Genomic DNA, 13,974 nt, shown 5'->3' with positions numbered 1-13,974 from the left:
TGGCATGACCTCGACGCGGCCGCCACTGGTCGATTCCACGTTCGACGTGGCCAACTGGTTTTTGGATCGGGCCTTGAACGATGGCGAGTACCTGCAACCGCAAAAACTGCACCGCCTGATGTTCCTGGCCCAGGCCTATTGCGCCGTGGCCCACAATGGCCGGCGGCTGATGCCCGCCGTGTTCATCGCCGACGCGATGGGTCCGCTGGAGCCCAACGTGTACCGGGCGTTTGAAAACGAACGCCCGTGGATCAGCGAAGTGAAGATGTCCGAGGCGGCCAAGCAGGTGCTGGATAGCATCTGGCGGCGGTTCGGGGTGCATTCGGCCGAGCACCTGTCGCGCGTGGTGCGCCGTCATCCGCCGTTCGCCGAGGCCTGGGCTTCCGAGCCGCGTTCGGTGATCACCGAGGAAGCGATGGTGGCCTTCTACGGCCAGATCCGCCCCGACCGCCCCCCGGTCCTGCGCCCCGACCCGACCGCCGAGGGGGTGGACCACACCGTGGAGGCCCCGGCCCTGGAAACGGTGCTGCGCCCGCGCGTGATGCGCTCGCACAAGGGCCGCCCGGTCAACGTCATGCCCTGGGTGCCCAAGGGCCGCAAGGACGACGGCGGCACGTGAGGAGGGGGGCGCGGCTCGCGGGGCACGATCGGGTTTTTTCCCCAAATTAAGGGGTTGCCAAGCCGCAAGGAAATGAGTAGGTTCCCGCCCCTACCGCCCACGGAATTCCAGCGTGGGACCGGGCGGCACCGTGTAGTGTCCGCCCCCGGTGGAGGGATGGCCGAGTGGTCGAAGGCGCACGCCTGGAAAGTGTGTATACGCCAAAAGCGTATCGTGGGTTCGAATCCCACTCCCTCCGCCAGTTTTTCTTCTAATACATTGAAGAAAAACCGTACTTCTTAAAAGCCCAGTCATCAAGGCATCACTTTGTCTTCCGAGATGAGGTGGTTTTTTCCATTCGAACCGAACGGGTCCTCTTTCGTTAAGGGGGCCTTTCTTGTTGCCCGCAGGACAACAGCGGCAGTCCCAGGCGGGGGCGTTTTCCCCAGGCGCACCTTCTTTCCCTTCTCGGAGGAGGCAAGCGAGGCCCCCGTGGTCAAAGGCGGTATCGTGCCGGGAAACAAGCCCATGGATGGCAAAATCCGCTTCGATCCCAGCGGCCCCCCGGGCTCTGCTTGAATCCCCCCCCCTGTGGCGTGATGCTCTTCACCTGACACAGGGCGCCACACCGAGCTCCGGCCTGCTGGAGACACCGTCAACGACCTTTTTGTGGACGCCCATTCGATCTCTCCTTGGCCAAAGGGGGGGCGACCGTCGGCGCCGTCGGTTCGAACCGGGGGAGGCACCGTTCCCGGGCTTCCCATTGAGACCGTATGCGCTGTCGCCGCTTTATCGGACGTCTCCGTGAGTGGACGTTTTACCGGGAAGGGTTGCTGGATGGAGGTCTTTGAATGAAGGTGCGCTTCCGAAGAAGAAAAGATCGCAAAACGCGGCTTATTGGTTTTTCGAATAGAATGTTGCTGATTATTGATAGGGAAATGCTGAAAAATAAAATTATAAAAATTTGAGCGATTTCGGGTAAATGCAATACTTTATGCACAAAGGCTATGACAATCCCGTGCAGGAGGTAAAGAGAATAAGAGGCATCGCCGATTTTTTCCAGAACCCAGAGTCGAGGCCACAGACCCGCTTGTTCAATCCACAAGGCCCCGGCAACCACGGCCGTGGACGGAATTCCCAGCATGAGCACCCGCTTCCAGGGCGTGTCCTCCCCGGCCCCGACGAGAAAAGTCAGGAGAGGATATAGAGCTATTGCTATAACAAAGCATGCAACACCCAAAAACAGTGGATTCCGTGGGGCTGGCAGTCCTGATAAAAAAAGACCAGCAGCAAATTCCAATAGCAATGGGCTTGTATAAGTTTGAATAACGGGGGAAGGTATTGATGACATAAAGAATCCAAGTGCAGCAAGAGCAATCATGACTACGGATATTTTCCATGCTCTCCACTTAATAATAAGGCATATAGAAAAAATAACGTAGAAAAACATCTCATAATTGAGTGTCCAGCCCGATATGATCAAGGGCCAGATTTTACCGTCCGCGTTCAGATGTGGAATAAACAATAGAGACTGGATCAGGCTTGGTGTGTCGAACGAAAAGCGCCGGAACAATCCAGGAATAAGGGATGCGACACACATAATTATTGTTACAAACCAATAAAGAGGAACGATTCGTATTATGCGCTTGATCATAAAATTCATGGGAGATTCAATTAATCCGGTTTTTCCCATAACAAATCCAGAAATAACAAAGAATAAATCAACTCCACCGTATCCATGGTGTAGTGTTTCCGTATGAAATAAAATTACAAATATCGCAGCCAAAGCCCTTAGGTGTTGAATGGATAGATGCTTTTCCAAGGTAGAATTTGACGAAAATTTGTGAATTTCGTATGTTTTCATGGAGAATTCCTCGTCATGAAATCTTTCTTTTCTGCGTTGGGTCACCGTGCGGCGCCTTGGGTTTGTGGAGGGCCCTCCCTTCAGTCAACGACGTGTCACTGCGGTGGTGGGGCGGGAATGGCCCAAGGCAGTCACGGCAATCCGACAACGGCTCTCCCCCTCTGGAGACCCGGGACCTTTCTGTCTGTGCCGTGGTCTCCGCGTCCGCTTCACGCGGCTGAAAAGCCGATAGCGCGATGGATTCGACTGTTCTTTCCCGAAAGTCACCAATCGAACCCACGTTCTGATACATCCGATTGCATTTAATTTTGATCAAGACGGATGATATTTACCAATCACATATAATACGCAAACCTTGATAAGGAGTATTGGAAATAATAAAATGAAATACGGATCGCTTTTAAACATAGCAAGCACTTCCAGTGGAAATTTAAAATTGTTTTTGATGGTGCAGCGAGCTACATGAAATGTAAAGTCATGACGAAATTTAGATATAATCGAGTCATTAATTGATTTTCCGGAAGCTGTGAGCGGTATTCTTTTTTTTATGATAAGATGTGATATAATTTGATCTCTTTTTCGAAAAAAATATTCAGGATACTTCCAACCTAAATTACTAAAATAAATATTAACGCCATCTTGGCATTCGACACGAATTTCATTTGAAAATCCTACTTTTCCAGATTTGGATAAAATATCAACTAAAAAAAGCATATCTTCTCCAGCAAATTTCAAGTCTTCATTGAATCTTAAGGATTTACAAAGACTTTTTCTATAAACAACGGTTGAAAGTTGCGCGGCAAAACATTCAATGATTAAATTAACCGCAACATCGCGAGGTATATAAGAAAAACCCTTTGTTTTTGAGTCTCTTTCGACAAAACAATGAATTTGAGGGCAATATGTAGAAAAGCATGATTCGTGAAAACCTGACCTCATATTGTCAGAAAAATAAAAATCACATCCAGATTTCATTGCCTTGAGAGCATATAATAAGTGATCTTCATGCCACACATCATCTGAATCCATAAATGCAATGTAATCCGTTATATCATCAATGTTTTCAAGTGCTGTATTTCTGGCTTTTGATACGCCACCATTTATTTGTTTTATAATGTGAAGAGAAAATAAATCAGAAAAATTCAACTCCATTAATTCGGAAGACGCCGGAATCGGAGAACCATCATCAACAACAATAATATTGACGTGAGTTTCAGATGGAAGATTTTGTTTAAAAATAGATCTAAGAGATCGTTTTAGTATTCCAGGTTTTTTTTGGAAATAAGGCACAACAACACTGATCGTGGTTCCCATTTTAATTATTCCTCGTTTATTTTTGAGATATTAATCTAAAATGATCTGTATTTTTTTGTAAATTTTTCGATAAAATCTACCATTTTGTTCGTTGCGTCATTCATTTTTTCTTCCTCACTTAAACAAGGATCCTTCCTTGAGAGAACAATTAAACGCTGTGCCGCAATCTCATGAAAGGCCTGGTCGAGGAAACCGTGCAAGGGGGTGCCCAGGAGATTACGAGCCACGCCAGAAATAGAGGCGCGGTGGGGGAACCTCTCGTTTACCTCGCCTAAACAGGAGGGCCAAAGTCGATAAGGGCGGAGTGTTATTCCCAGCGCTTCCGACCAATCCAGCCATTTTTCACGGTGAAGGTGGTTTAAGGGGAGGACCGGAACCCATGGAATGCGCAAGGCGTCCGCCACAATCGCGCCATGCATGGCTTCGGCAATGACGAGGCGAGAAACAAGAAGCTGATCGATAACCTTTTGGACAGGCTGTCGTGGATCGATCAAATGGATGCCGGCAAGTCGGCATGCTTCCTGCCAATGGCCGGAGTCAAGGCTTTCCCAATGAGGAATAAAAGAAACGAAAGGTTGTGGTTGACTGGCAGATTTAACAAGAGTTCTTATCAAAATTGCCGAATCACCAACCCCTTTTTCCGGAGGAATATTTAAAAATTTAGCCGTACGGGGACCTCTAACAAAAAAAACATCCCATTCTTTTTCTGAGATATTAGGTATTTTATTTCCGTAGTGTGTTACAAGTCCGGATCCAAAAACTATTTTTTTTGCGCTATGATCATGGGAGAGGCTTAATACGGAACCAATCCCGATAAAAATAGTATTTGAGTCGTTGTCAAAAAAGTTTGGGATTAGCTTAGGCCAAATCCATTGGTTTAACTCGTCTCCGAAATTTGGATGTTTTCCACGGTAATAATAAATTTTCATTTTTATGTTCCTTTGCTTGTCGTTTGTTTTATGGTTATTATCTATATCTGGTTTAATGTTTTATTGGTGAGTATCAGGTTACACCGAGTATGCCATGATCGTTGGGAAATGACAATGATCCTGAGGTGGCGCGCTTTACAGACGACGACGTATTTTTTTGTAAAAAATCTGCAAGAGGGACCGTTCCACGAAAAAAATCGCAGAGGTATAAATAAAAATGCCCGTTAACAAACCAATGGAGAGTCGAGAAAGGGGTGTTTCAAGATATTTTGCTCCATAATCAAGGGAAAACTTGACAATAATCGCCATGAGTCCTGCGATTAATAAGGGTCTGTAAGCAAGAAAAATACTTCTCAATATATTGGTTCCGGCTATTTTGAATACTAAAAAACAATATAAGAAAGATATAGTGATATTCGCTATGCAAAGAGCCGTTAGAGTCACGGTTAATGATCCAAGCATAGCAGAAATGCCAACAGTTGTTGTTGTGATGCCGGCTCGGAATAAAGACCACCAAAAAAGCGTGTCGCCATGACCGCCGCCTTTCAGATAAGGGATGAAGACTCCGCACGGTGTAAGGACGGCTGTCGATAAGGCGGTTAATCCGAGAACCGGCCAAGCCCAGGCCCACTGGGGTCCGAACACCAAGGGCATCACCGGTTCTGCCACCGCCCACAACCCAAACATGATGGGGGCGAGCACAATTGACGTAAGTCTTGTGCTTATCAAAAGCGCCTGCGCCCCCCGATCCCGTGCCATTGCGCCAAAAGTCGGAAACAAGACGCTCATAATCGCGGATAAAACGATTTGATTTGGGATGGAAGACACGCGTCCGGCGACAGAAAAAGCTCCCGCATCTATTATTCCCAAAAATCGAGAAATCAATATTATGGGTGATTGAAAAGTAAGAAAATTGAATATCTCGGAAAACATGATTCCTGAGCCGAATCTGATCAGATTAGCAAGGTTTTTCATATTGAAAACAAACAACGGCATGTATTTGGAAATAAAAATAAGTCCAATAAGGCGCATAATGGCTGACGTAAACAATTGAAATACTAGTGAAAAAACACCAAACCCAGTAAAAGCAAATATAACCGCCAAAATAGAACTTAGAGAATCGGAAAGCATGCTCCATGCGGCCTCTTGTCGAAATTTCATTCTTTTTGCCAAAATAGAATAAAATACCTCTCCAGACATCTGGAGAGGGATGAGGGGCGCCATGATTCTGAACAACGAGGCCGCTCCTGGCGCTCCCAACAAGGTCGCGGCAGGTTCCGCAAACACAGCAAGCAGGGCCGCTATTGTGATCCCGGTCGCAAGATTCATCCAGAATACGGAAGCAAGTGTTTCCCGATTCTCGTCTGGTTGGATGATCAGTGCAGCTCCAAAGCCTGCGGCTCCAATCATGGCGAGAAATTGGATGGTTGTCAGTGCGACGGCAACGGAGCCGAATTCTTCTGGTGTTAAAATTCGCGCAAGAATAGGAACTGTTACGAACTTAAGGCCGAACGTGGCTATCTTTGATGAAATACTCCAAATAATGTTGCGGCTTATATTTTGTGGTGTGACTGAGCAATCGTTTCCAGGTTCATTCATGATTTGATCTACCGGATTTTGTCATTTATAAAAAAATCATCATATTGTTGTTTTTGATTAGGAAAGTGAATGAGAGGTATTTATCTTTTCCTGATAGGAACCGGGAGGCTTCCTTGCCTCCCGGTGGCGATCTTGCATGTTTTGCCGACGGGGCAGGAGGTGCGTCACGGGGCCAGGGCGGTTTTCAGGAGGGCTCGCGCTTCTTCCAAGCCGGGGTACGGCTGGGGGGGATTGATGGCCTGCTGCAATTGTACCGCCGCGTCGGCTTTTCGCCCCGCCTTAAGGTAAATCGCCCCAATGTGAAAGGCGACATCGGGTGGAATCGCCGGGGCACTCACCAGACGGTCCGCCAGGACCAGGGCTTCACTGTAGCGGCCCTGGCGATAGTAAACCCATGCCAGGGTATCAAGGGCGGCCGCATTGTTGCTGCCAAGAAAGCGTTCGGCCGCGTTGGCCGCGCGATCAAGGGCATTTTTGTTGTTGTAGCTGTAGTCGGCGATCAGCAAGGCCATGTTGTTGGCCGCGACGTCCAGCATGGGATTGTTGGTCAGCAAGCGGTCGTAGAGGTCGATCGCTTGATCAATCCGGCCCATTTCCTTTGAGATCGAGGCCAGTTCCAGGGGCAGGCGGATATCGCCCGGGATGATTTCGATCCCCTGGCGCAAGATGTCGGCGGCGGTTTCAAGATGTTTCCCCTGCTTCTCCATCCGGGCGCGATTGAGGAAGGGTTCGGCTCGCTTGTCCTGGCCGGCGATCGCCTGATCGAAATAGAAGGCCGCCTGCTGGGAATCGCCTTCCGTCAGATAGATCTCGCCCAGCACGGTTATGGCAAAGGTGGTGGGGGCGGGAATGGCCTCGATGAAGGCCTTGGCTTCGTCCAGTTTCTTCGTCTCGTTACAGATTGAAACGAAGGAGGTCAGTGCCAGTTCCCCAAGCGGCGAGTCAAGGCTGGTTTGGAGAACCTGTTTGTATCGAGAGAGTGCCTCACTCGATTTTCCGGTGGCCTGAAGAATCTGCCCCTCCAGAAAGGCGACGATGAGGCCTTGATCGGGAAGGCGGGCAAGAGCGTCCACGGCCTTTTGCGCGGCGTCGTAGTCGGCATGGGCGAGGTGGAGCCGGGCCTGCGTTTCCCAGGTGACCGGGAATGCCGGATCGATGGACGCCGCTTCCTCCAGAAGGTCGAAGGCCCGGGCCGTGTCGCCGTTCGCTTCCGTGATCTGGGCCAGGCGAACCCGGGCCCCGGGATCAAGCGGATAGAGCTTGACCAGGGTGTTGGCCGTGTCCAAGGCGAGGTTCAAGTAGCCCTGGCGCATCAACGTTTCCGCGAGCAGGGGCATGGCCTGCGGGTCGTTGGCGCGTTCGCGAAGAATGGCGCGCAGGTCCGTGACCGCGCTTTGCAGGGCGCCATCTTGTAACGCCAGCGAGGCGCGCAGCAACAGGGCGTTTCGGTTCCCGGGGGCCTTTTCCAGAACCGCCTCGATCAGATGATCGGCAAGGGCGCGGTTGCCGTGGCTGACGTTGATTTGCGCCAGCAATGCCCGCGCGTTGAGGCCGGCGACTTCCGTCTTGCGCTGGGCGACGATCTCTTCCAGGATTGCCGTCGCGCGATCCGACAGCCCGTTACGCAACAACACCTCGGAAATCCAGAAATAGGGAGCGATTTCGTCGGGGGCTGCGGCGATGAAGGCGCGACCCTCCCTTTCAGCGGTGTCCAGATCCTTGTGATCGGCGAGAAGGAAGACCAGCATCCGCTTGAAATCAAGATCGTCAGGATGGGCCGCGATCGCCTGGCGCAGCACCTGTTCGGCGGCGTCGAAGCGCTCTTGGGTCATCAGGGTGTCCGCGAGGTCGAACCAGAACGGCCGTTCCTCGGGATGGGCCGCCAGAATGGTGCGCAACGTCGCCTCAACGGCCGGGGCGTCATCAAGCGAGCGCAGCACCTCAAACTTGAACGTCAACAATTTCATGTTGCCCGGCTGCCGGGTCAGGGCGTCATCAAGGGTGGCCATCGCCTTGCCGGTCTGTTCCTTGCGCACCCAAACGGTCGCCCGGACGGCGATGGCGGCCACGTTGTCGGGCTCAAGCGCCAGCGCCCGCGTCGCGGCGGCGTCGGCGCCGGCAAGGTCGTGGCGCTTGAGCAACAAGGCGCCGCGCAAGGCGTGGGCCTGGGGATTGTCGGGCTCGGCGGCGAAAACGGTGGCCAGGCGGCGCTCGCCATCGTCAAGGTTGTCCGTGAGGATATTGATTTCGGCCAGTTTCAGCAGCGCCGGCAGGTGACCCGGGTCTTGCTGCTCGGCACCGATGAAACTCTGGAAAGCCCCGCGCAGATTACCCGTCCGTTCTTCCAGCAAGCCGATGCGATAGCGGACTTCCGCGTCGGTTGGCATCAGCCGCAGCGCGTTACGGTATTCGATCCGGGCCTTGTCGATTTCGCCGGACTGGAAATAATCGTTGCCGCGTCGCAGGTACTTGCGTTCCTTGGCCGCGGGATCGTCGCATCCCGAGACCAGCAGGCCGGCCAGGACCGCCGCCAAAATCATGCGACCAGCCCGTTTCTTGATCGGCATTCTTCATTCCCTCTGGCGGAATCCGGCGGGCCGTGTCCCGCGCCGCTCCTGTTGCCTTTTGTTTACCCTCGGCCCTGGTGTGTTAGGCGCAGGGGTCCGACGAAACGATAGTATGGACGATCTCTCCCATCAGCTCGATCGAATCCTTTTCAACCCGCACCGCGCGTTCGATGGCCTGGGTCAGCTTTTCGACCAGGCGCGGATCCCGGGCCAGGGCGTCGCGGTCGTCGCGGCGGCCGATGAAGCTGGAAAGAAGCCCCAGAAGATTGTCCAACTGTGGGGACAGGGCCTGACCAATCCGCCGGCGCAGTTCCATCACCAAGGTCGCGATTTCGTCCAGCGTTTCCTCGGGGGCCTGGGCCGGGTCGGGCCGGGTCAAGGTTCCGGCCAGCCGAACCAGACGGGCGGCGTGGGCCTCGATCAGGGAATCCTCCAGCCAGGCGCTGGCCTGGTTCACCCGGCGCACCAGGTCGCCTTCGTCCATCTCTTCAACCACCTTGGCCCGCAAGGTGTTGGGCACATGGGTCAGCCCCCGGGCATCGGCCAAGTCGCGGCTGGCCGCGCGCCGGGTGGGGCCGACATAGGTGCAACTGGTCGAAAACGGCTTGCGCGATTGGGTATAGGCCTGAATGGTCGCGGCCAGGGTTTCCGTTGGAAACGGCTTGCGCACGACGTGATCGACGCCGGCGTTGATCAACTGGCGTATGGTTTGGGGACTGGTGTCGCTGGCCAGGGCGATGACGATGGCGAAGGGATTCGTGCCCACCCGTTTCGTCCGCAGTCGGCGCAACCACACGACAAGGTTGTTTGGGGCGGCGTCGTGGTCGAAGATCACCAGGTCGATCAGGCGATCGGCGCAGCACTCCCCCAAGGCCTCCGGGGTCCGGGCCCGCCGCAGCGACCGGACCCCGAGGGATTGCAAAACGATGGCCGCCGGCGAGGCCCCATTGTCCGGGTCATGGAGAACGGCATTGACCGTGCTGTATTGTTTCATGCCTTTTCTCCTTTCATGCCCGCGTGGAGCACTTTTCCTTCAACCCGTTGGCGGAAAAAGGACCGGCCCCCGTGGGGACCGGTCTTGCCTGTGGAAGCCGCGAGGATGCGATCAGGCGGCCTGGCGGGCGCGCAGGCGCCGGCCCACGACACCGGCCAGGACCAGCGCGCTTCCCAGCAAGGGCAGGGCCCCGGGCAGCGGAACCACGGTGGTCGAGATGTTGTCAACGTACAGGTTGTCGATCGATCCCGTGCCGCTCACCCGAGTCGCGTACAGCGACAGGCTGGTGATGCCCGTCAGATTCGCGGCCCACCGAACGTCGGCGTAATCGCCTACCGAAATATGCGCCCAGTTGTTCATCGCGTTCGTCTTGTAGTAAACGGTGTATTTCATGCCCCTGCGGTCGTTGTAGAGATCCAACGATGCAACATTGAACGCGACGTTTGACGATAGGGAGAAGGGGCTGTTCTTAGTAACCCCTGTCAGCGACGCCGCATAATTGGGCTTGGTGGCGCGGCTGCTCACCACGGGACCATTGTAGTTGGATTCTGTCACAACGTTTAGGTTGTTCCACGTAAAGTTGTAGTAGTTCTCTCCCGGGGAGCGCGTGCTGTAGTCTTCGAACGTGAGGACGACGGCGGTCCCGTTCGCGCGGCCTTTCACATTGGCTTCGTCGCCCCAGGTTTCCGTCGCGTGCGACGCGGTGGTGACCATCAGGCTGGCGGCAGCCAGCGCTGCGGCAGCAAAAAGATTTTTCGTGAAGGTAAGCATGGCTGAGCCCCTTGGCTGGTAATCCGGACTGACGTGCCATCTTGTAAGCACGATCCATGCCAAAGAAATTTTCTTTTAAAAAACAAAGCGTTCTCCTTTTATGCGGTCCAGACGTAAAGAATCCCGACAGTTTTTGGGGGGACCGGGCGGCGGTCGGGCCCCGGGGGTGTCGGGGGGCTTTACAGAGCGGGTCCGGGCGCGAGGGGGCCCGGGGTCCGCAAGGGGCGCCGGGCCTTCCCCGGGTCGCGGGCGCGTTCCTCGGACCGGCCCATCCGGGGGGCGGGCCGGAATCCGTTATCTCCATTCCGTTTTAGAAACAAGAACCTGGTCCTCCCGACCTCGAAGCCGGCCGTGGCGGCGGCGGGGCGAAACGTCGGCGGGCAAGGACGGGCGGGGCGGAGTGTCGTTTTTTTTTACAACCAGTAATTTTTTGGCCCGGCTGGTTTTCATGGTATGAGGGGCCGGAAACGGGACCGTTTCAAACCGTGTCGCGAGGGTCGCATGTCTCCGAGTCCACGCCTTGTCACCCCCTCCGCCCTGCCGCCGGCGAGCGGGAGCCCTCGCTCGCGCCCCTTTTGCCGGGCGTGCGTCATGGTTTTGTTCGCCCTCGTTGATCATGCGCTGATGGCGGGGGCGTATGCTCTTTCCTACCTGGACGCCCAAAGCGCGGGGGGGATCGACACCGATATCTGGCGCGGGACGGACGCCTTGTTCTGCGTCGGGGTGTTGTACCTGTTCACGGCGTCCGGTGCCTATCGGGTGATGGCGCTGGCCAACATGTCGGCCCAGATCACGAAACTGCTGGTGATCAGCCTGGGGATGCTGACCTTCGAGTGGGCGGGGCTCGTTCTTCTGGACCTTGTCAGCTATTTCCGCTGGCCGCTGCACGGCCCGCTGACCCTGGTCGGCGGCGCGGTGTTCGCCATGGTTCTGGTTCGGGCGGGGGGGGCGCTGGTATTGGGGGAGCTGTCGCGACGCCAGCGGCTGGTCCGCACGGTGGCGGTCATCGGGGGCGGCTCGCAAGGCGCGCGCCTGCTGGCCTTGCTCAAGCATCAGGGGGAGGGAGGGGTTCGCGTCCTGGGGGTGTTCGACGACCGCATGGACCGGGCCCGCGACGTCGTGGAGCCGGCCGGCACCCTTGACGACTTGATCGCGCTGTCGCGCCATCAGGCGATCGACGACATTTTGATCGCCTTGCCGTGGGGAGCGGAACAACGCCTGCTGGAGGTGCTTGACAAGCTGAAACCGATTCCGGCCAACATCCGTCTTGCTCCCGACGCCATCGGTTATCACTTCCTCAACAGCGGGTTCGAGCGGTTCGAGGGGGTGCCGGTCTACAATATCGTCGGCCGGCCGATGGGCGAGTGGGGGGCCTTGCTCAAGCGCGCCGAGGATCTGGTGCTGGGCTCGGTGGCCCTGGTCCTTCTTGCTCCCGTGATGGCCCTGTGCGCCCTCGCCATCCGGCTGGAAAGCCAGGGGCCGATTCTGTTCAAGCAACAGCGGTACGGCTACAACAACGCCCTGATCGACGTTTACAAATTCCGCTCCATGTACCACGAGGCCCGGGACGAAAGCGCGTCGCGCCTCGCCACCCAGAACGATCCGCGCATTACCCGGGTCGGGCGCCTCTTGCGTCGGACCAGCCTCGATGAACTGCCGCAGCTGTTGAATGTCCTGAACGGGTCCATGTCCCTGGTGGGCCCCCGGCCCCATGCCACCCGGGCCAAGGCAGGGGGGCGCCTCTACCAGGAAGTCGTGCGGGAATACGCCGTGCGCCACAAGGTAAAACCAGGCATGACCGGGTGGGCCCAGGTCAAGGGCTGGCGAGGAGAAACCGACACCGAGGAAAAAATTCTGCGTCGGGTCGAATGCGACCTTTATTACATGGAACATTGGTCGATCATGTTTGATATAGAAATCATGTTTCGCACGGTTTTTGTTCTTACCGGCAAGAATGTATATTGATTATTTATTTCTTGTGCATTTCGTTCTGCGTTTTAATCGCTCCTTGAGTGCAGCCAGACCCCCGTATGTCGTGATCCATGAACGTGCCCGGCGCGCTCAGGGCGACGGGCTGGAGGCGTCGCGGGATGTTATTGTTTCGGTGCCAGGATGATTTTCTTGCACTGCCCATTCTTTCGGCGTAAGTCCTGGGCGCAACGGGGCCCGTTTTTCCCACCCCTGGTCGGGGGGGAGCGATCGCCACGACCAGGCCCTTGGCGCCGGCGGGACGGGGAACGGAGCAAGGAGCGGTCGGGATCATGAGGAGCCAATACCCTGTTCTTGTGACCGGCGGCGCGGGCTTCGTCGGGAGCCACGCGTGCAAGGCGCTGGCACGGGCCGGTTATGGGCCGGTTGTCTATGATTCCCTTGTCGGTGGCGTTGCCGAGGCGGTGCAATGGGGGCCGCTGGAAAAAGGGTGCCTGAGCGAGCGCGACCGTCTCCTTTCCGTGTTCGACCGCTACCGTCCGGTTGCGGTGCTTCATTTCGCCGGGTTCATCGAAGCCGGCGAGTCGGTCCACGCCCCCCGTCGTTTTTACCGCAACAACGTCGCCTTGACACTGGCGCTTCTTGACGTCATGCGGGCGAGTGGAGTGGACATCTTGGTTTTTTCATCCTCGGCGGCCGTCTACGGGATGCCCGACGCGGTGCCCATCCCGGAAAACCACCCCCTTCACCCCGTCAGTCCCTATGGGTGGACCAAGGCCATGGTGGAGCAAATGCTGGCCGACGCCGCCGCCGCCGAGGGATTGCGCTACGCGGCGCTTCGCTATTTCAACGCATCCGGCGCCCATCCCGACGGCGATCTGGCCGAAAACCACGCTCCGGAAACCCATCTGATCCCCCTGGCCATTCAGGCGGCGTTCGGGGCCCGCCCCCCGCTGTCGGTTTTTGGCACGGACTATGATACCCCGGACGGAACCTGCATCCGGGATTATGTGCACGTCTGCGATCTGGCGGATGCCCATGTGCTTGCCTTGCGCCACCTGCTGGAGGGGGGGGACTCCCTGGTGGTCAACCTGGGCGTCGGGCGTGGCGCCTCGGTCCGCGACGTCGTGGACACCGTCGGCGCGGTGACCGGTCGCCCCGTCCCGACCATGGTCGCCCCCCGTCGGCCCGGGGATCCCGCCGTTCTGGTTGCCGATCCGCGACGGGCCGAAGGTCTTCTTGGCTGGCGGCCCCGGTACACCGTTTTGTCGGATCACGTTGCCCACGCGGTGGCGGCGTTGCGCTCGCGCCCGGCCGCGTTGTCGCCGGGGTGAGAGGGGCGGGGGGGGCTCCCCATCATCCCCCCACCTTGTGTTTTTCGGGGAGTTCTTGTCATCGCGCCGTGCACG

10 protein-coding genes and 1 tRNA gene are annotated in these 13,974 nt (G+C 56.0%); 4 read left to right on the top strand and 7 right to left on the bottom strand.

Annotation, left to right across the window (positions count from 1 at the left end):
* Positions 1-4: 4 nt before the first annotated feature.
* Positions 5-619: a Panacea domain-containing protein gene (locus tag ROR02_RS01395; protein WP_147162215.1), complete on the top strand. Its 615-nt coding sequence runs from the start codon at positions 5-7 to the stop codon at positions 617-619.
* Positions 620-769: 150 nt separating this feature from the next.
* Positions 770-860: transfer RNA gene (locus ROR02_RS01390), tRNA-Ser, on the top strand.
* Positions 861-1,415: 555 nt separating this feature from the next.
* Here the strand turns inward: ROR02_RS01390 and ROR02_RS01385 are convergent.
* The 7 genes from ROR02_RS01385 to ROR02_RS01355 form a co-directional block, all read right to left on the bottom strand.
* Positions 1,416-2,462 carry an acyltransferase family protein gene (locus ROR02_RS01385; RefSeq protein WP_147162214.1) on the bottom strand — a complete coding sequence of 349 codons (1,047 nt, stop codon included), beginning with the start codon at positions 2,460-2,462 and terminating at the stop codon, positions 1,416-1,418.
* A 312-nt stretch (positions 2,463-2,774) separates the two neighbouring features.
* Complete coding sequence (locus ROR02_RS01380; protein WP_147162213.1) at positions 2,775-3,776, bottom strand: glycosyltransferase family 2 protein; 1,002 nt, start codon at positions 3,774-3,776, stop codon at positions 2,775-2,777.
* A 35-nt stretch (positions 3,777-3,811) separates the two neighbouring features.
* Positions 3,812-4,705, bottom strand: a complete 894-nt coding sequence (locus ROR02_RS01375; protein WP_147162212.1) for a glycosyltransferase family protein — start codon at positions 4,703-4,705, stop codon at positions 3,812-3,814.
* A 135-nt stretch (positions 4,706-4,840) separates the two neighbouring features.
* The gene (locus ROR02_RS01370; RefSeq protein ID WP_147162211.1) at positions 4,841-6,304 is read right to left on the bottom strand and encodes a lipopolysaccharide biosynthesis protein; all 1,464 of its coding nucleotides are present in this window, start codon (positions 6,302-6,304) and stop codon (positions 4,841-4,843) included.
* Positions 6,305-6,468: 164 nt separating this feature from the next.
* The gene (locus tag ROR02_RS01365; protein WP_147162210.1) at positions 6,469-8,871 is read right to left on the bottom strand and encodes a tetratricopeptide repeat protein; all 2,403 of its coding nucleotides are present in this window, start codon (positions 8,869-8,871) and stop codon (positions 6,469-6,471) included.
* Positions 8,872-8,953: 82 nt separating this feature from the next.
* Entirely contained in the window at positions 8,954-9,865 is a 912-nt protein-coding gene (locus tag ROR02_RS01360; protein ID WP_147162209.1) for a response regulator, read from the bottom strand.
* Positions 9,866-9,976: 111 nt separating this feature from the next.
* Complete coding sequence (locus ROR02_RS01355) at positions 9,977-10,636, bottom strand: hypothetical protein (RefSeq protein ID WP_147162208.1); 660 nt, start codon at positions 10,634-10,636, stop codon at positions 9,977-9,979.
* 591 nt (positions 10,637-11,227) lie between these two features.
* On the opposite strand from ROR02_RS01355, the gene ROR02_RS01350 reads away from it, so the two are divergent.
* Both ROR02_RS01350 and galE read left to right on the top strand, forming a co-directional pair.
* On the top strand, positions 11,228-12,601 hold the full coding sequence (locus tag ROR02_RS01350) for an undecaprenyl-phosphate glucose phosphotransferase (protein WP_170244910.1): 1,374 nt from the start codon (positions 11,228-11,230) through the stop codon (positions 12,599-12,601).
* 296 nt (positions 12,602-12,897) lie between these two features.
* On the top strand, positions 12,898-13,899 hold the full coding sequence (gene galE / locus ROR02_RS01345; RefSeq protein WP_147162206.1) for a UDP-glucose 4-epimerase GalE: 1,002 nt from the start codon (positions 12,898-12,900) through the stop codon (positions 13,897-13,899).
* The last annotated feature ends 75 nt before the right edge of the window (positions 13,900-13,974 follow it).

This window comes from Pararhodospirillum oryzae (assembly GCF_007992075.1).
Taxonomy (GTDB): domain Bacteria; phylum Pseudomonadota; class Alphaproteobacteria; order Rhodospirillales; family Rhodospirillaceae; genus Pararhodospirillum; species Pararhodospirillum oryzae.
Note: the sequence above shows the minus strand (reverse complement) of the source record. Positions and strands in the feature narration are given on the sequence as shown.